This window comes from Moellerella wisconsensis (genome assembly GCF_022592395.1).
Taxonomy (GTDB): Bacteria; Pseudomonadota; Gammaproteobacteria; order Enterobacterales; family Enterobacteriaceae; genus Moellerella; species Moellerella wisconsensis.
On record NZ_CP093242.1, the window covers coordinates 998,426 to 1,015,279 of the forward strand.

The 16,854-nt window shown below is 38.2% G+C and carries 15 protein-coding genes and 1 other annotated feature; of the genes, 5 read left to right on the forward strand and 10 right to left on the reverse strand.

The annotated features are described in order from the left end of the window. Positions 1 to 5 precede the first annotated feature (5 nt). From hisH to hisG, 5 genes are read right to left on the reverse strand one after another with little or no spacing between them, the layout of a single operon-like run. The gene (gene hisH, locus MNY66_RS04315; protein WP_053908974.1) at positions 6 to 614 is read right to left on the reverse strand and encodes an imidazole glycerol phosphate synthase subunit HisH; all 609 of its coding nucleotides are present in this window, start codon (positions 612 to 614) and stop codon (positions 6 to 8) included. Continuing rightward, positions 614 to 1,681 carry a bifunctional histidinol-phosphatase/imidazoleglycerol-phosphate dehydratase HisB gene (gene hisB / locus MNY66_RS04320; protein WP_241501491.1) on the reverse strand — a complete coding sequence of 356 codons (1,068 nt, stop codon included), beginning with the start codon at positions 1,679 to 1,681 and terminating at the stop codon, positions 614 to 616. Before hisB ends, hisH begins: the two co-directional genes overlap by 1 nt. Further along, positions 1,678 to 2,775 (reverse strand): histidinol-phosphate transaminase, encoded by a 1,098-nt coding sequence (gene hisC / locus MNY66_RS04325; RefSeq protein ID WP_241501492.1) that lies wholly within the window; start codon positions 2,773 to 2,775, stop codon positions 1,678 to 1,680. The genes hisB and hisC overlap by 4 nt, the downstream gene beginning before the upstream one ends. Before the next feature lie 3 nt (positions 2,776 to 2,778). Then, a complete protein-coding gene (gene hisD, locus MNY66_RS04330) occupies positions 2,779 to 4,092 on the reverse strand; it encodes a histidinol dehydrogenase (RefSeq protein ID WP_053908971.1) in 1,314 nt (437 codons plus the stop codon). A 4-nt stretch (positions 4,093 to 4,096) separates the two neighbouring features. Further along, the gene (gene hisG, locus MNY66_RS04335) at positions 4,097 to 4,996 is read right to left on the reverse strand and encodes an ATP phosphoribosyltransferase (protein ID WP_047256842.1); all 900 of its coding nucleotides are present in this window, start codon (positions 4,994 to 4,996) and stop codon (positions 4,097 to 4,099) included. A gap of 40 nt (positions 4,997 to 5,036) precedes the next feature. Beyond that, positions 5,037 to 5,160, reverse strand: a sequence feature (His leader region). A gap of 304 nt (positions 5,161 to 5,464) precedes the next feature. On the opposite strand from hisG, the gene MNY66_RS04340 reads away from it, so the two are divergent. Continuing rightward, the gene (locus tag MNY66_RS04340; RefSeq protein WP_047256843.1) at positions 5,465 to 6,289 is read left to right on the forward strand and encodes an SDR family oxidoreductase; all 825 of its coding nucleotides are present in this window, start codon (positions 5,465 to 5,467) and stop codon (positions 6,287 to 6,289) included. 1 nt (position 6,290) lies between these two features. Here MNY66_RS04340 and MNY66_RS04345 read toward each other — a convergent pair whose 3' ends face one another. Next, on the reverse strand, positions 6,291 to 6,914 hold the full coding sequence (locus MNY66_RS04345) for a glutathione S-transferase family protein (protein ID WP_047256844.1): 624 nt from the start codon (positions 6,912 to 6,914) through the stop codon (positions 6,291 to 6,293). Between the two features lie 300 nt (positions 6,915 to 7,214). On the opposite strand from MNY66_RS04345, the gene MNY66_RS04350 reads away from it, so the two are divergent. After that, on the forward strand, positions 7,215 to 8,420 hold the full coding sequence (locus tag MNY66_RS04350; RefSeq protein WP_047256845.1) for a serine hydrolase: 1,206 nt from the start codon (positions 7,215 to 7,217) through the stop codon (positions 8,418 to 8,420). 305 nt (positions 8,421 to 8,725) lie between these two features. Then, complete coding sequence (locus tag MNY66_RS04355; RefSeq protein ID WP_241501493.1) at positions 8,726 to 10,309, forward strand: hypothetical protein; 1,584 nt, start codon at positions 8,726 to 8,728, stop codon at positions 10,307 to 10,309. A 95-nt stretch (positions 10,310 to 10,404) separates the two neighbouring features. On the opposite strand, the gene MNY66_RS04360 is transcribed toward MNY66_RS04355, so the two are convergent. The 3 genes from MNY66_RS04360 to ybjG form a co-directional block, all read right to left on the reverse strand. Beyond that, the gene (locus MNY66_RS04360) at positions 10,405 to 11,772 is read right to left on the reverse strand and encodes an L-serine ammonia-lyase (RefSeq protein ID WP_047256848.1); all 1,368 of its coding nucleotides are present in this window, start codon (positions 11,770 to 11,772) and stop codon (positions 10,405 to 10,407) included. A 293-nt stretch (positions 11,773 to 12,065) separates the two neighbouring features. Continuing rightward, positions 12,066 to 13,367, reverse strand: a complete 1,302-nt coding sequence (locus MNY66_RS04365) for an HAAAP family serine/threonine permease (RefSeq protein ID WP_047256849.1) — start codon at positions 13,365 to 13,367, stop codon at positions 12,066 to 12,068. An 893-nt stretch (positions 13,368 to 14,260) separates the two neighbouring features. Next, positions 14,261 to 14,869: an undecaprenyl-diphosphate phosphatase gene (ybjG, locus tag MNY66_RS04370; protein ID WP_047256677.1), complete on the reverse strand. Its 609-nt coding sequence runs from the start codon at positions 14,867 to 14,869 to the stop codon at positions 14,261 to 14,263. Between the two features lie 198 nt (positions 14,870 to 15,067). On the opposite strand from ybjG, the gene MNY66_RS04375 reads away from it, so the two are divergent. After that, the gene (locus MNY66_RS04375; RefSeq protein WP_047256786.1) at positions 15,068 to 15,487 is read left to right on the forward strand and encodes a secondary thiamine-phosphate synthase enzyme YjbQ; all 420 of its coding nucleotides are present in this window, start codon (positions 15,068 to 15,070) and stop codon (positions 15,485 to 15,487) included. Positions 15,488 to 15,912: 425 nt separating this feature from the next. Here MNY66_RS04375 and MNY66_RS04380 read toward each other — a convergent pair whose 3' ends face one another. Further along, entirely contained in the window at positions 15,913 to 16,176 is a 264-nt protein-coding gene (locus MNY66_RS04380) for a GrxA family glutaredoxin (RefSeq protein WP_047256678.1), read from the reverse strand. A 337-nt stretch (positions 16,177 to 16,513) separates the two neighbouring features. Between MNY66_RS04380 and MNY66_RS04385 the strand changes: the two genes are divergently transcribed. Beyond that, positions 16,514 to 16,819, forward strand: a complete 306-nt coding sequence (locus tag MNY66_RS04385) for a YbjC family protein (RefSeq protein WP_047256679.1) — start codon at positions 16,514 to 16,516, stop codon at positions 16,817 to 16,819. The last annotated feature ends 35 nt before the right edge of the window (positions 16,820 to 16,854 follow it).

Consider the following 16,854-nt stretch of genomic DNA (forward strand, 5'->3'; position numbering starts at 1 on the left):
GGCAATTACATCTCCAGAAAGTTTTTAATCAAGCGAGCTCCGGCAGCGCCTGAACGCTCAGGGTGAAATTGGACGCCAAAAAAGTTGTCCATACCAATTGCACTGCTGAAGCGGTGGCCATATTCAGTTTCTGCCAGCGTATATTTTGAAATTGGCATGGCGTAGCTGTGGACAAAATAGAAATAAGCATCGTCATCAATACCTTTGAACAGTGACTGGCCTGCTAAAGGTTTGACTTGATCCCATCCTGAATGCGGAACGGGTAAGCCATGAGTTTCAAGCTTAGAAACTTTGCTATCGATTAACCCGAGCAAGGGGATTTCGCTGATATCTTGGGCATTATTGCCTTCTTCGCTGAGCATGCCTAATAATTGCATACCGAGGCAGATCCCCAGCACCGGCTGCGTTAAGCTTTTGATCAGCGGGATCAAATTACGCTGTTGCAGATTTTGCATCGCTGCACTTGCTGTTCCCACACCGGGAAGAAAGATTTTATCCGCGGTTAGAATGGTATTGGTATCGCGGCTGACTTCTGCTTGATAGCCTAATCGTTTCACCGCATAATTTACCGAGGCCAAATTAGCGCAGCCTGTATCTAAGATGACTACTTTCATCATAGGACTCCTTTAGAGCTAGGGAGCGTATCGCCTTCTACGCGGATAGCTTGGCGCAATGTTCGACCAAAAACTTTGAACAAACTTTCTGCTTTATGGTGATCATTTTTGCCTTTAGTTTTGAGATGTAAAGTACATCCCATCGCATAAGAGAGTGAGCTAAAAAAGTGCTCGATCATTTCGGTACTAAGATCGCCAACACGCTGATATTTAAATTCTGCTTTATATTCAAGGTGAGGACGGCCAGAAATATCTAATGCGCAGCGTGCTAAACATTCATCCATCGGCAGCATAAAGCCAAAGCGGGCAATGCCTCGTTTATCGCCTAATGCTACACGTAGCGCTTCACCTAATGCCAGCCCCGTATCCTCGACCGAATGGTGATCATCAATAATTAAGTCACCTTGCACATCGATATCCAACCGGAAGCCACCATGAGTAGCGATTTGGTCGAGCATATGGTCAAAGAAGCCAATCCCAGTATTAATGGTGCTCCCACCTTCTCGATCTAGCCAAACATTGACACGGATAGCGGTTTCTTTAGTGACGCGCTTGACGCTGGCATAACGGTCGCGTTTGGTTAGCATCTCGGTAATTGTGGCCCAATCCATTGATTCAGCTGAATATAAAATACCATCGATACCCATATTTTCCGCTAATTGAATATCAGTTTTTCTATCCCCGATAACATAGCTGTTGGCTGTATCTAGCTTGCCTTGCTCCAGATAACCGTTGACCATGGCTAATTTAGGCTTGCGGCAGGGGCAATTATCCTCGGGCTTGTGTGGACAAATGAGTACATCGTCAAAGATTATTCCTTGCGAATTAAACACCTGCATCATGAGATTATGGGGTGGTTCAAAATCTTGCAGCGGAAAGCTCTCTGTGCCTAAACCATCTTGATTGGTGACCATGACCAGCTGATAACCGGCTTTTTGTAACGCCAGTAATGCTGGAATAACGCCAGTTTCAAAAGCGAGTTTATCGAGTCTATCGACTTGAAAATCAACCGGTGGTTCACTAATTAAAGTACCATCGCGATCAATAAAAAGGATTTTCTGGCTCATGGTGTCTCCATAATCTGGCAATTTTCAGCAAAGGCCGAGATAGCTTCGATAACGCGTAAATTTTCAGTTTGACTGCCGATAGTGATGCGTAGACAACCGGCCAATCCTGCTTGACTGCTTTGGTCTCTTAAAATAATCCCTTGTTCCCACAAGTTACGAAATACACTTTTACTATCAGTAAAACGCACCAAAATATAATTGGTTTCGCTGGGATAAACTTCCTCGACTACGCTTAATTGGCGTAAAGCCTCGGATAATCCTTCACGGCTGGCTCGAATTTCTGCAACTCGGCGTTGCATTAATGCGATACCTTCGGCGCTTAATGCTTGGGCAGCAATGTCAGCAACTGGTGTGGATAATGGATAGGGCGCAATTACTTTTAATAGAATTTCAATGATTTCGGGGGCGGCTAAGGTAAATCCACAGCGTAATCCAGCAAGGGCAAAGGCTTTTGATAAAGTACGTAAAATAACTAGATGCGGATATTGATCCATCCATTGGCTGACACTGTAGTCAGGGCAAAACTCAATATAGGCTTCATCAACCACCACTAACGCCCGTCCTGCTGCCAGCTCTAAAACCTGCTTTAATGCGGCATTATCAATAATATTGCCAGTAGGATTATTGGGGCTACACACATAAATTAGTTTTACATCGGCTAAATTAGCACGGATAGATTCGAGGTCTAGCTGCCAATTGGACAAGCTGGGGATTTTTTTTTGTGCCACACCATAGGTTTCGGCGCTGACGCTATACATTCCATAAGTAGGTGGGCAAAACATTACCGCATCTTTTCCTGGTTCACAAAAAGCGCGGATTAATAATTCAATTGATTCATCAGCACCGCGACAGACCAGTATCTGTTCTGGTGCAAGCCGGCTGTATTTTGCATAATTTTCGATAACTTCGGCTGGCTGGCATTCAGGATAGCGATTGAGGACTTTTTTATTAAATGAAAAATCAGGGGCTAGCGGATATTCATTAGCGTTCAGCCAAACGTCGCCTTTACCGCCCAAACGCCGAGCAGATTGGTATGGAGTCATTTGTTTGACATTATTGCGGGCCAGTTGGGCGGCATTAAATTTCTGACTCATGGCTTATTCCTCGCTATCATTAAGTACGGCGACACGTAAAGAAACCGCATTTTTGTGAGCGGTCAATTGCTCCGCTTGTGCCAGTATCTCAATGGTGCCTGCTAATCCTAATAACCCTTGTGGGGTTAGCTTTTGTACCGTCATGCGCTTCATGAAATCAGCTAAACCTAAACTTGAATAAGTCGAGGTATAGCCATAAGTCGGTAGCACATGGTTGGTGCCAGAGGCATAATCACCGGCAGATTCAGGTGACCAATCTCCGAGAAAAATCGACCCAGCGCTAGTAATAGCAGGTACAAGTTCATCAGGATCGCGAGTTTGGATAATCAAGTGCTCTGGACCATAGCGATTACTGATTTCAACACATTGAGCTAAGGAATCAGCAATAATTACTCGGCTCGAATCTAACGCTTGTCTGGCGATATCAGCACGAGAAAGCTGAGCCAGCTGTTGTTCAGTCTGAGCAATAACTTGTCGCGCCATTTGTTCATCGGTGGTCAATAGTATTACTTGTGAATCCGGCCCATGTTCCGCTTGAGATAGTAAATCAGCAGCAGTAAAGGCTGGATTTGCCCGTTCATCGGCAATAATTAATACTTCTGATGGCCCTGCCGGCATATCTATCGCGGCACCGTCAATTGTTTGGCTGACTTGACGCTTGGCTTCGGTAACATAAGCATTACCTGGTCCAAAGATTTTATCGACAGATGGAACGGATTGAGTTCCAAAAGCCATTGCTGCTATAGCTTGTGCGCCACCAATTTGAAAAATATCACGAATACCACATTGCGAGGCTGCATACAAAATTTCGTCTGCGATTGGGGGAGGAGAGCAGAGTACAATCTTACGACAGCCGGCAATATTTGCAGGGATCCCCAGCATCATCACCGTTGATAATAATGGTGCTGAGCCGCCCGGAATATATAAACCTACAGAATCAATTGGGCGAGTAATTTGTTGGCAAACTACACCTGGCTGAGTTTCTACGGTGATCACCGAAGGTTGCTGAGCTAAATGGAATTGGCGAATATTATCGGTCGCTTGGGTGATAGCATTTTTAATTTTATCCCCTAAACGGTTCGCTGCTTGCTTGATACTATCTTCGCTCACTTTGATATTGTTAATTGTTGTTTTATCAAAGCGTTGACTAAACTCATACAGAGCATCATCACCGCGAGATTTTACTGACTCTAAAATTTGAGTTACCGCGGTAGCAATGGTTTCTGACGCAGCCATTGCGGGGCGCGTTAATAGGTCGCGCTGTTCTTGGGGGCTGCATTCAGCCCAGCGAATCAATTGATTAAAACCCTTTTGCATGCCATTACTCCATCATTTTCTCAATCGGTAACACCAGAATAGAGCTTGCTCCTAGAGACTTAAGTTTCTCCATAGTTTCCCAGAACAGAGTTTCACTACTGACCATGTGCATCGCTACCCGATTTCTGTCACCGGCTAATGGCAAAATAGTCGGACGTTCGGCACCTGGTAATAGTGCAATGATTTCTTCGAGGCATTCGCTCGGTGCGTGCAGCATAATATATTTTGATTCTCGCGCCTGAATAACTCCTTGAATACGGGTCATTAAACGGTCAATAAGTTGTTGTTTTTCGGCTGGCATTTCACCATCACGCTGGATCAAGCAGGCTTTAGAACGATAAATGACTTCGACTTCTTTTAAGCCATTGGCTTCTAATGTTGCGCCAGTTGAGACTAAATCACAGATAGCATCGGCTAAGCCGGCACGTGGCGCGACCTCGACGGAACCATTAAGCAAGCACGATTTAACACTTAGACCTTGTTGATCAAAATAACGTTTTAATAAGTGAGGGTAAGAGGTCGCGATACGTGCCCCGTTAAAACATTCAGGACCACTATAAGTAAAATCTAAAGGTGCAGCCAAAGATAAACGACAAGCGCCAAAATCTAAGCGACGTAAAGTAGAGTAACGAGGGTTTTCACCCTGCGAGCGGCGATTAAGTAGTTCTTCTTCCAGTACATTTTCACCAATAATACCGAGGTCAACTACGCCATCCATCACTAGACCCGGAATATCATCATCACGTACACGCAGTAAATCAATCGGCATATTTTCTGCGTAGGCAATTAGGCGTTGTTGCTGCAAATTAATTTTGATCCCACAACGTGATAATAATTCTCGTGATTCATCACTTAAACGGCCTGATTTTTGAATTGCAATTCTTAAACGTGATTTATCTAACATAATATTTACCCTGCCTGTCTGTATTTAATTTGTTGGTATAATAAAAAAACCCTCGGAAGATAATCTTCCGAGGGTTTTCTTTGCACTCAATCCACCGGAAGGCCGTTAAACCGTCTTCCAGCACTCATCGCCTGAAAGACTAGTCAGGGTGATGGTGATGATGGTTGATTTGAATGCAGTTCATAATATTCTCTTTAATTTTCTAGCGATTAAGATCGCATTAAATATATTTTGATTAAATAATGCCGTTGCATTAAAGCTAGCCGATTTAACGACTAGAAAGCAACTCCTTTTTTTCAAAATAACCAATAATATTTTTATTCTATTGTTTTATAGGGAATTATAATTTCTTTTACTTAATGAAAGTTTAAAATGGTGCAAAGTATAAAAATTTGCGATAGTCATGTAGCTCATAAAAAGCCATGCGGTTCATAATATGCGGTTCATAAATAGTAGGGGGAGGATAAGATGAAAAAAATTTCAATTATCGGTTTAGGTTGGTTAGGACTTCCTTTAGCCAATGCGCTGGTCAGCGATGGCTTGCAAGTGGTTGGTAGTAAGGTCACACCAGACGGTATCGACGCGGCTAGAAATAGCGGAATTGAGTGTTATTATCTTAATTTAACACCGGCAGTCGAGTGCGCGTCAGATGATTTAGCACAGTTAATGCAAGATACCGATATTTTATTAATCATGTTGCCCCCCTCTAAAATAGGTGCGTCTAATTATATTGAAGCAATTCAGCAATTGGTAGATAGTGCGCTTTCTTATCATGTACCTAGAATCATGTTTATTAGCTCCACCTCGGTTTATGGCAGCATTAACGGGCTAATTAACGAGGATGCACCATTGTCGCCAGAGACGGAATCTGCCCGTGCATTAGTTGAGGTTGAACGTTGGTTACATCAGTTACCTAATGTATCGATTGATATTCTACGTTTAGCTGGATTGGTCGGCAATAAACGCCATGCAGGACGTTTTTTAGCCGGAAAAAAAGCGCTCACTGGAGGGGCTCAACCGATTAATTTAGTTCATCAGGATGATGTTATTGATGCAATTCGATTATTAATTAAACGACCTAATGGTGGGCATATTTATAATTTGTGTGCGCCAGAGCATCCGGATAAAGCGACATTTTATCAGCAAGCAGCCCGTAATTTACAGTTAGTACCTCCAGAATTTATAGCTACGGATAATTCTCACGGAAAAGTGATTGATGGCAGCCGGATCTGTAAACAATTGGGATTTGAATATCAATACCCAGACCCGGCTAAAATGCCTATGTCGATTTAAATCAATTAATTGGCAACATGACTATTTTTTGGAATGCTGGTCGAGCTTGTAACTGCTGATACCAGCGTTCCAGATGTGGGAATTCAGGCCTGTCAGTCGCAAGTTCTCGCCAAGGATAAAATAGCGGAGCAATTGCGATATCGGCTATACCGAATTTATGGCCAGAGAAGTATTCTTGTTGGGCTAAGGCTTCATCGGCTATTTGCAATAGTTGTTCAATATTTTGATAAATTTTAATGACTTGCGTGGGGTCTCGTTGTTCGACAGGGACACGAACAATTTTATTCATCATCTCTTTAATTACTGCAAATAAATTGGCGCCAGACCAATCCATCCACTTATCTGCAGCTGCCATATCTTGCGCATCGTTGAAGATTAATAAGTGAGATTGGTCATATTTTGCAGTAAGGTAACGTAAAATTGAGTTTGATTCCCACAAGGTAAAACGCTCATCTTGTAACGTTGGAATGGTCGCATTAGGGTTCATTTTACGGTATTCGGGTGTATCTAGGCCACCAAAAGGACCACCCACATCTTTTCTCTCATAACTAAGATTTAGCTCTTCTAGACACCAGAGCACTTTTTTGACATTTGATGAATTTTTACGGCCCCAGACAATCAGCATTTTTGCCTCCCGTTAAGAAATAATAAACAATCAATTGCAGTAATTAATTGTTGCAGAAAAGTGTTAAATAAATCGTGTTCACACGGTTTAGATATCAGAGATGGTAATTAACGCTCTTTGGGCTAACTGAGTCTCTTTTACTTAACTGTAACTCACTGTATTTGTGATAAACACTCTCTTAAGATAGTGTAAACCTATAATAGGAACAATCTTTATTCATTCTTGATGGTGTCTACGGAAAAAAAGTCCTATATTAATAAGGAATTAAACTAAATTTAGTATTTTGTTAAGGAGTAACTGATGTTCAAAACAACACTGTCGATGAAAGTCCGATGTTTGACTACAGGGATGAGTCTCTTTTTTGCTGCCAATATTTGTGTTTATGCTGCAGAGGTTCCTGTTGCACCGCAAATTGATGCTAAAGCATATGTATTGATGGATTATGACAGTGGTAAAATTTTAGCGGCTAGTCATCAAGATGAGCGACTTGATCCAGCTAGTTTAACCAAAATTATGACTAGCTATGTGATTGGTCAGGCGATAAAAGCGGGGAAAATCACACCTGAGGATATGGTAACAGTTGGAGAAGATGCATGGGCAACAGGAAATCCAGTACTGAAAGGCTCATCATTAATGTTTTTAAAACCTAAAGATCGGGTTTCAGTGTTAGATCTTAATCGAGGAATTGTTATTCAGTCGGGCAATGATGCCAGTATTGCTTTAGCGGATTATGTGGCTGGTAGCCAAGATTCATTTGTTGGATTGATGAATAATTATGTTAAAACATTAGGCTTAAAAAATACCCATTTTAAAACAGTGCATGGGCTAGATGCCGATGGACAATACAGTACTGCGCACGATATGGCGATATTAACCCAAGCGATGATCCGTGATGTACCTGACGAATATGCCTTACACAAAGAGAAAGAATTTACCTTTAATAAAATCCGTCAGCATAATCGTAATCGTTTATTGTGGTCGCAAAATTTAAATGTTGATGGGGTGAAAACTGGCCATACGAGTGGCGCGGGGCATAATCTTGTCGCATCGGCGACAGAAGGTCCGATGCGTCTTATTTCGGTGGTATTAGGTGCTCCTAGTGATAAAGTCCGTTTTTCTGAAAGTGAAAAATTACTGACGTGGGGTTTTCGTTTTTTTGAAACAGTCACCCCAATTAAAGCAAATGATACGTTAGTGACAGAAAAAGTTTGGTTTGGTGATCAATCTACGGTGCCATTGGGCGTCGAAAAGGATGCGGCAGTAACGATACCTAAAGGCCAATTAAATAATTTAAAAGCCAGTTTTGAATTGACAGATCCTGTACTCGAAGCCCCATTAACTAAAAATCAAGTGGTGGGAACGGTCAATTTTATGTTGAATGATCAAATCGTTGAACAAAGACCATTAGTGGTTAAAGAAGCTGTCGAAGAAGGTGGTTTCTTGAGTAAAATTTGGGATTATGTAGTTAAGACCGTGAGTGGCTGGTGGAACTCTATCTTTAGTTAATGAATAGTTATTAATTTATTTCAGTATTATTTATATTAAAGTCCTTTATATCAATATCTAATATAAAGGGCTTTTTTATTTGTATATAATAATAATTAGCGAGCTATTTATTATTTTTAGCTGTTGATGTTGTTAATCAAATAATTGCAGACAAACTTCAATTGTATTATTTGCTAATTGATATAATATCATTTCCTAATCGTTAATTTGGAATAAATATTTCATGTAATAATTAAATATGTTATATAAATTAACGTTTATTAAACCATAAAACCTCTTAAAAAAAACAATACAAGGATTGTATTATGTCAGTGAACAGTAAATTACAAGACAGAATTAATGAATTAAAAAAAAGACAACCACAGGATACTATTGGCGGTAATAAAGTCCAAGGCGGTTCTGTAACGAATTCTGGCAGTAATACTGGCGTTATGTCTGGTGGTGATGCTACTGATGTTGGGAGTGGAGCTGGTGAAATTAAAGGAGGAAACTCAGTCAATGAAAATGTGAATAAATCAATTATGCTTGGTGGAAATGTTCATAATCTTGGAGTAAACCAAGGAGATGTAGAAGGTGGTTTAAGTCGTAATCGCGGTCTCAATAATGAAATTTTAGAAGCTGGTTCGGCAATTAATGAAAAAGATGCAGTCAATGATAAAGACTCTTTTTTACAAGGTGGTATGGCTTACAGAGACTTACAAACGGGCATGAAAGAGTATAAAGAAATTCAGTTGATCCTCGATGCTGAACTGACAGAAATAGAAAATAAAAACAAACAAATCAAAAAGTTGGAAAGTATTATTCAAGAAAAAGAGCATCAATTTTCACTGCAAAAAGAAGATTCAGCCTCGACTCAATCTAAATTAGATTTTATTACTAAAGATTTAGATAAAACCAGAAAACAATTAAGCCAAGTTAAATTAGAATGTAGGAATAAAGAAATAGAATTAATTGCATTAAAAAAAGAATTGGAAAACAAAGCTGGTGATATTTTAAAATTAGAAACCGGTCTGCAAATCAAAGGTAATGAAATTGATCTTATTAATAAAAAATTTTTAAGTGAACGAAATGAAGCTAAGAAATTAAGAGAAGAATTAAGTGATAAAAAAAATGAAATTAAGAAATTAAAAGATGAGTTAGAAAACATTAGCTTTAAATTAGATACTAATGAGCAACAAATTGATCAAGATAATAAGTTAGTTAATGATAAATTAACTAAAAAAGTAGAACTTTTAAAAAATGAATTATGTTATAAATCTGAAGAGTTGAAAGAAAAAGAAAAGCAAGCTGCCGAGATTAAAAACGAATTACAAGATATAAGAAATAAGCGTAATGACCTTAAAGCATCTTTGGAAAAAGAAAAATTAGAGCATGGAAAGACCACGCTTGAGCTACAATCGATTAAGACTTCTAATGCGCATTATATTGAGAAATTAGGTCAATTAGAAAAAAATCTTAAAGTAATTAAAGATCAGTCTGAGAATGGACAAACGACAGTCACCGAGTTAAAAGATCTTAAACCTCAGCAACTTATTGAATCGAGCCTAAAAACTGAAACCATGAGCCGTGAAGAATCAGCGAGCACGATAACAGCAGGTGGAGCAAGAAATATAGGGATTAACACCGGATCTATTCAAGGTGGAAATAGCTATAGTGTGACAAACCAACAAATCGATATTTCAAGCGCAGAGATAAACGTTGATGTGGATGGAAAAGCGATAGAGGGACTGGCGAATGATGTCGCTGGCGGATTAATTAGTAGCATTAGTTGCTTCAAAGAAGAGTCTCAATCGGCTGTAGCCCAGTTACATGCAGGTGTTCAAGATATTAAAACTGAAGCAGTATCAATTATTACGGACATCCAATCATCATTTAGCCGTATTTTTTAAGCCTTAATCAGTTCTCGGTAGATTAAAATCACCGCTAAAAATAACCAGCCGATCGTTCTCAAAGAGATAGGATCGGCTGATTTTAGGTCAATTAATTAATCACAGCTGACAATTTTAATGGCTAATCCACCTTGAGAAGTTTCACGATATTTTGAGTTCATATCTTTACCTGTCTCATACATGGTTTCTATAACTTTATCTAAGCAGACTCGGGGATCGCTTACTCGGCGTAGAGCCATGCGTGCTGAGTTGACCGCTTGAACTGCAGCAATGGCGTTACGCTCAATACATGGTACTTGGACTTGTCCGCCGACTGGGTCACAGGTTAAGCCTAAGTTATGTTCCATTGCGATTTCTGCGGCGACACATACTTGTGCCGGGCTACCGCCCATTAATTCGGTTAATCCTGCCGCCGCCATTGAACAGGCGACACCAACTTCGCCTTGGCAGCCAACTTCTGCGCCGGAAATAGAGGCATTCATAATATAAAGAGAGCCAATAGCTCCAGCAACCATTAGAAAACGGGTATAAGAGTTTTCATTAATAGGGCGAATAAATTTATCATAATAAGATAATACGGCTGGAATTATGCCACATGCGCCATTAGTTGGTGCGGTAACGACACGGCCACCGGCTGCATTTTCTTCATTAACTGCGAGTGCAAACATATTGATCCAATCGACAACAGCCATAGGATCGGTATTGGTACTATCGCTGGTGACTAACATTCTACGCAGTGCAGAGGCACGACGAGGTACACGTAATGGACCTGGCAAATGACCTTCGGTATTGACACCACGTTCCACTCCGCTTTTCATCACATCCCAAACAGCGGCTAAATGCGCTTGGATTTCTTCTCTGCTATGCAGCGCTAATTCGTTTTTCATCATTAACGCAGACAGTGAAAGTCCAGTTTCGCGGCATTGGCGTTGAAGATCAGCGGCTGAAGAATAAGGATAGGGGATTTGAACCGCTTGGGCTTCTTTTTGGCCAAAATGTGCTTCATCAACAATAAAGCCACCGCCAATGGAATAATATGTTTTTTTATAGACACAATTATCAGCCTGAAATGCACTGATAGTCATACCATTTTCGTGCAATGGTAAATTAGTAAAATGGAAGTTCATCCCGCCATTACGAGGGAAATCAACTTGGTGTTTGATAGCACCTAAGGGTAATTTTTCAGTTTGTTCGACATTTAAAATAAACTGAGGGATCGCATCAATATCTACAGTATCAGGTAAATTGCCAGCTAATCCCATAATAATTGCTGTATCTGTGGCATGGCCTTTACCGGTTAATGAAAGTGAGCCATAAACATCGACGGCAATTCGGTCAATTGAAGTTAATAAGTTTTCGTTTATTAAATCATCAATAAATTGCTTACCTGCTTTCATTGGACCAACAGTATGTGAGCTAGATGGACCAATACCAATTTTGAAAATATCGAATACACTAACCATATTTATCGCTTCCTATCTAAAGGCGTCAATGTTTCTATGTTGAAAGAACTTGAAATTACAGATAGGGGATAAATGACGGGCTCAAGGTGAGGATGAAAAATAGCAACCCTGAGAGTAGACCTATCTATCTTCAAGTTATAGAGACTGCGGCTATTTAATTATTTTATTTTTAATTACTGGCACCTAACTTACTTTTTTACTAGTTCGCAGATTGAAAGTTTATCAGGTGCCATGGTGTATTACTTTGCTACGGGATAGATATTTATCATCGTAAGATTAAAAATTGACAGAAATTACATAAATAATTTATAAATGGCGGCTGAAATAGCAACTAGCCCCATAATAGCAATAAAGATATTACTTAATTTTCCCGAATATTTTTTCATGGCTGGGACTTTGCTAATAGCATACATCGGCATCAGGAACAGTAAGATAGCGATAATTGGGCCACCGAGACTTTCGATAATATCCAGTACACTTGGGTTTAATGTTGCAACAATCCAAGTGGTTATTAGCATGAAAATAGCTGTTCCGCGGTTTAGTTTGCTGACATTAACCGTTTTACCTTTTGCTCGGTATGCGCGTTCAACTAACCCATTAAAACCTTCACGTGCGCCTAAATAGTGACCAAGGAATGATTTGATTATAGCAACGAAAGCGATAATTGAAGCGGCAAATTTAATAAATGGTTTATCAAAATAACCAGATAAATAATCGAGAATACTAATATTTTGCGCTTTAGCTAATCTCAGGTCATCAGGTGATAGTGTAAATACACAGCTGAAGACGAAAAACATCACAGTGAAGACCATCAGAATATGTGCAGAAGCCAAAATACGTGAACATTTTTGCTCTGCTTCATCACCATATTCTTCACGTTTGGCGACGGCAAAAGCGGAAATAATTGGCGAGTGGTTAAAAGCGAAAACCATTACTGGAATAGTTAGCCAAATAGTGACTAGCATGCTTTGACTATTTACAGCATCACTTACGCCAGAGAACGATAAGGTATCCAGTACTGCGCCATTCCAATGTGGGATCATATACAGTGAAAATATAAGCAGTACAGCAATAAAAGGAAACACCAGCATACTCATGGTTTTTACAATATATTTTTCGCCAAGAGAGACGATAGCCATAATGCTGCCAACCAGAATTAATGCTAATAGCCAGCGTGGCGGTGCATTGAATCCGAGAAGTTCTGTAATGAATTTTTCTACGTTATTGGTGATAGAAACACCATACACTAATAAAATAGGATAAATTGCAAAGAAATAGAGCAGAGTAATCCAGTTTCCCGCAGTACGACCAAAATGTTCTTCAACAACTTCTGTAATATCGCCATCTGGTTTTGAACCGGATAAAACAAAACGGCACATACCACGATGGGCAAAGAAAGTCATAGGAAAAGCTAAAACAGCCATTAATAAGACTGGAATTAATCCACTCATCCCCGCATTAATAGGTAAAAATAATACACCCGCGCCAATAGCTGTACCATACAGACCTAACATCCAAACGGTATCTGTTTTACGCCAAGCTTTACTGTTGTCAGCGACTGGGCTGCTGATGGAACCAACTTGAGTTGTATCCATAATGTTCTCCGAAATTAAAGCCAAAAAATAAAATAAAATAAAAAATAAAACGATCTGGTGTAGCGTTCAATTTTCACATAACACAGATTAATATTTGTGTTTGAGCATTAAATAACCAAGTGGTTAAAGTGTCAGTTATTAACCTCATTTAACAATCTGATTGAAAATAATTAAAATATTGATTCATTTTCAATCAGTTTTGTTATTTTTGTACATTAATTTGAATAATGGATTTTGAAGTCGATAATCTATAGTTTTTCAGAATAAAATGCCGTGATCTTGCTCTCAAAAGCCGAATGTAACCATATAAGTCCTGAGAAAGCAATATTTTATGAAAATGTTAATAAAAATGAAGTGAAAATATAAATTTAATATTTTAATTCGTTATAAAGAATAATAAATTTATCATTTATAGATGGTGTGTTTTTAACAATGAAAGTAAATGTTATTATATTAATAAAATTTCCAATTAAGTTTGACTTATACTTTAGTTAATTTTGATTAAAATCAAAAAATGAAATTTCTGCATAATATTTAATCCAATCAATGCTGTTAACTATATGATTATGAAGTGTTTTATAATCTACAATTATTGTTTTATCTTTAAGGTAAATGAGTTTTTTTATTCATTCAATAATTATATTGTATTAATAATAACCGGCTGGTTAGTAAATTTAGGATAATAATTTATTGAGATTAAAAATTGTAAGAAAATATAATATTCATTTTTGTTGTTTTTATGTTATGACTTTTTGAAAAGTAAAATTTATCTATTTTAGATAAAGGTCATTATAGTGATATAAATTAGCCGGATTACTTTTTCGTTATATTAAAAATTAAATACGGATAATTAATTATCCGTATTTAATTGAGGAACAATTATTGTATAAGATTTATTCTTGAACCCATCCTTTTCGGATGAGCGGAGCGAAAATCAGACGATAAATTTTGATTAACTTAGGCAATACACACGTACCGATAAACATCCATAGAATTTGGGCGATGCCACAAGCAATAATGGCCAAAATAAAGCCACCTACCATATCTAGAGGCCAGTGAACTCCTAAGAAAATACGAGACCAAGCTATAGTGATGGCAGGAATAAATAAAATTAAGCCAAACCACTTTCTAAGCCAAAATAATGCGGCAAAAGCAAAAGTAAAGACCAAGGTACCGTGATTACTAGGAAATGAAGGTGTTGGTGAATGATCTAGAAAATTAGAGCCAATCCCCATCATAAAAGGACGGTCATGTGGAGCGATAGCACCAATTAAACCCGAGATGATTAAACCTATAATCAAGGCAATGGCAGTTTTACACACATAAGTGCGTTGTTGCAGCATATTGTTGGTTGAGCCCCATAGCCAGCAAGCCGCCACAATTATTGGAAAAATTAAAATTAGACGTTTAGCAATAAAAATTGCCAGTGCTAATGTTCCCTCCGCAGTATCGGGGGTTGCATTAATCATATGGAATAAATTCAGGTTGAATTCTTCTAACACGGTATGAGCCTCACAGAAAAACACCAGTTTGTTTCACAAACGCAGAGGCCAGAGAGTAATAGCTCTTTTGGTATAGGTAAAGTCTCTTTATCTAATAATTGTGTTATAAAATAAGCTGACTTTTTAATTTGTATGAAAATGATACAATAATTATTGATTAATAACCAAATTGTTGGTGAATATGATGGGGAAATTATTATGTGGATACAAAGAGAATTACAATTAAAGCCTCGGTCTCGTGGCGCACATTTGATCACTGAGGCTATTATTTGCCAACTTCCCGAATTAGCTAATATTAATATCGGAATGATGAATATTTTTATCCAGCATACTTCTGCATCATTAACCATTAATGAAAATGCAGACCCAACAGTAAGACAAGATTTTGAAAGTTACTTCAATCGAGCAGTTCCTGAAGATCAAGCGTATTATTGTCATAATTATGAGGGCAGTGATGATATGCCGGCTCATCTTAAAACCAGCATTTTAGGTTGTAGTCTTAATATTCCAATTAGTCGAGGGCAACTTAATCTGGGGATTTGGCAGGGAATATATTTATGTGAACACCGAGATAATGGTGGTGCTCGGAAAATTGTAGTTACGTTACATGGCGAGTAATGAGGATTAGATACCTTAATTGGTTGAGGTGATTGAGATTAGCTATGTAGTCAAGAATGATATTGCGAGTGTATTTTGAGCAAATAAAAACCCGATAGTGTGAAAACCATGAGGGTAAACTATCGGGTTCGTCAATATTCGGACATTAAAGAAAAGCAGTGGCACTTATTCAGACTGCAACTTTTTAAGAAAGTTCATTCAATAAGCTAAATTTTATGTATTACATATTATATAACCAAAAAGAGTATTATCTTTTACAGATTGATATCTGTGTTAGTGCGGGAATAAAGCCAATAATTTAATGGACCAACTAACAGAAGATGGGTATAACGCGGCTAGATAGTGGGATTTACGGTAAAAATAAAGGAAATTATTAGGTTGCAGTCAAAATTATACCGCAACCTGAATGACATATTAATCAGTTATTAATTGAACAGGTTTAAGTGTTCTTTAGCATAGGCTTCGAAATCAGTACAACCGCCAATGTGTTTTTCATCAATAAAAATCTGAGGAACAGTTTCTACTGGTTTACCAACGGTTTTTGATAAATCAGCTTTAGAAATACCTTCAGCTTGAATATCAACATAACGAAAATCAAAATCGTCACGATCATTTTTCAGTTTTTCAGCTAATTCTTTTGCGCGGACACAATATGGGCAACCAGGACGACCAAAAATTACTGTAAACATAGCTTCTCCTAAATGAAATTCTAATAATCTTGCGATTAAGGTACTTGGTACTATTTTATGCGATAGCAAATTTTATGCTATCGCTATTTTAAACTGAACTATAGTTGCGATCTATTTATCTACTATGCCTGTGAATGCATGGAAAAAAAAGCAGGTTTTACCTTTTACTCTTATTGTTTAAAATTATAGCTAAATTAAACGGCATCTATTGGTACAATATTTTTTGAGAGTTTTATTAATAAGATGCTTATATTGTTTGCAATGCTTGGTCGAAATCGTAGGCAACAGTGATTTTTGGGTTAATTTTAAGGTATAGTGTGCAAAATATGAGGATGATATGAATAAAAAACAGCCACAAATGATGCGTTCGCTTTCTGATATGCCTAAAATAGTACTTATATTAGAGGCTATTGGGATGCTGATTTTAATTTTAGTTTTTCTTGCGATGAATGATTACGTTAGTTTACCCGCATTTTTAATGTCACAAAGTGCGTTTGTTTCGCTAGTTATGGTAGGGGTTGGTTGTTTAATGCCGGCTGCTGTGAATATTGTTTGGCGAGCTATTCATAGTTTAAGTTTTATTGGGATTGATAATAAAAAATCGACAGAAGAAAGAAATAAAAGTCCTAAAAAACGGCCATAGTAATAATTTAAATAAGATTGAGTAGATAAGCTAAC

Excerpts from the sequence above, each read along its gene's own strand:
- hisC (WP_241501492.1), bottom strand. The coding sequence starts at position 2,775 with ATGAGTCAGAAATTTAATGCCGCCCAACTGGCCCGCAATAATGTCAAA.
- hisG (WP_047256842.1), bottom strand. The coding sequence starts at position 4,996 with ATGTTAGATAAATCACGTTTAAGAATTGCAATTCAAAAATCAGGCCGT.
- MNY66_RS04350 (WP_047256845.1), top strand. The coding sequence starts at position 7,215 with ATGTTCAAAACAACACTGTCGATGAAAGTCCGATGTTTGACTACAGGG.
- MNY66_RS04355 (WP_241501493.1), top strand. The coding sequence starts at position 8,726 with ATGTCAGTGAACAGTAAATTACAAGACAGAATTAATGAATTAAAAAAA.
- MNY66_RS04345 (WP_047256844.1), bottom strand. The coding sequence starts at position 6,914 with ATGCTGATTGTCTGGGGCCGTAAAAATTCATCAAATGTCAAAAAAGTG.
- hisH (WP_053908974.1), bottom strand. The coding sequence starts at position 614 with ATGAAAGTAGTCATCTTAGATACAGGCTGCGCTAATTTGGCCTCGGTA.
- MNY66_RS04380 (WP_047256678.1), bottom strand. The coding sequence starts at position 16,176 with ATGTTTACAGTAATTTTTGGTCGTCCTGGTTGCCCATATTGTGTCCGC.
- MNY66_RS04340 (WP_047256843.1), top strand. The coding sequence starts at position 5,465 with ATGAAAAAAATTTCAATTATCGGTTTAGGTTGGTTAGGACTTCCTTTA.
- hisD (WP_053908971.1), bottom strand. The coding sequence starts at position 4,092 with ATGCAAAAGGGTTTTAATCAATTGATTCGCTGGGCTGAATGCAGCCCC.
- hisB (WP_241501491.1), bottom strand. The coding sequence starts at position 1,681 with ATGAGCCAGAAAATCCTTTTTATTGATCGCGATGGTACTTTAATTAGT.
- MNY66_RS04365 (WP_047256849.1), bottom strand. The coding sequence starts at position 13,367 with ATGGATACAACTCAAGTTGGTTCCATCAGCAGCCCAGTCGCTGACAAC.
- MNY66_RS04385 (WP_047256679.1), top strand. The coding sequence starts at position 16,514 with ATGAATAAAAAACAGCCACAAATGATGCGTTCGCTTTCTGATATGCCT.
- MNY66_RS04375 (WP_047256786.1), top strand. The coding sequence starts at position 15,068 with ATGTGGATACAAAGAGAATTACAATTAAAGCCTCGGTCTCGTGGCGCA.
- MNY66_RS04360 (WP_047256848.1), bottom strand. The coding sequence starts at position 11,772 with ATGGTTAGTGTATTCGATATTTTCAAAATTGGTATTGGTCCATCTAGC.